Source organism: Halioglobus sp. HI00S01, from assembly GCF_001635445.1.
Taxonomy (GTDB): Bacteria; Pseudomonadota; Gammaproteobacteria; order Pseudomonadales; family Halieaceae; genus Halioglobus; species Halioglobus japonicus.
Genome location: NZ_LWEE01000393.1, coordinates 1 through 529 on the forward strand (window position 1 = coordinate 1; position 529 = coordinate 529).

Below are 529 nucleotides of genomic sequence, written 5' to 3' on the forward strand. Positions count from 1 at the left end.
AAATAGTGTTTTAGGGATTAATCGTGGTCTGTCCCCTTTTCCGGGCTAACTCATCCCTAACCTCACCCGTGAGAACAGGTTATCGCCTGGGTAATCTATTCTTCTATTCTCTGCGCGCATAAAAAAATCCCGCTAACGGGATTTTGGGTTAGAACGAGGGGCGCCTCCGCCACTGGCGATGACCTACATTGGGTTGCGAACGGTGCTCGCAATCGCTTCGCGATGCCTGCGGCAGCCCTTCGCCGTTCACCGCTGGTGAACAGGCTGCGTCACATGGCAACCCTGCGGGTTGCTTAACGGGGCAGAGAATCAACCCATCCTAAAAAACAAAACCCCAGTAGCACAAGCGCTACTGGGGTTTTCTTTTTTAGAAGCCTGGCGATGACCTACTCTCACATGGGGAAGCCCCACACTACCATCGGCGATGCAACGTTTCACTTCTGAGTTCGGGATGGGGTCAGGTGGTTCCATTGCTCTATTGTCGCCAGGCAAACTGGCTTGCTGTCGTTGGTCTCACGCGCACTTTGCA

1 rRNA gene is annotated in these 529 nt (G+C 53.5%); it reads right to left on the reverse strand.

Annotated elements, in window-relative coordinates:
• Positions 1-373 precede the first annotated feature (373 nt).
• Positions 374-489: ribosomal RNA gene (rrf, locus tag A3709_RS21845) — 5S ribosomal RNA — on the reverse strand.
• Positions 490-529: the final 40 nt, after the last annotated feature.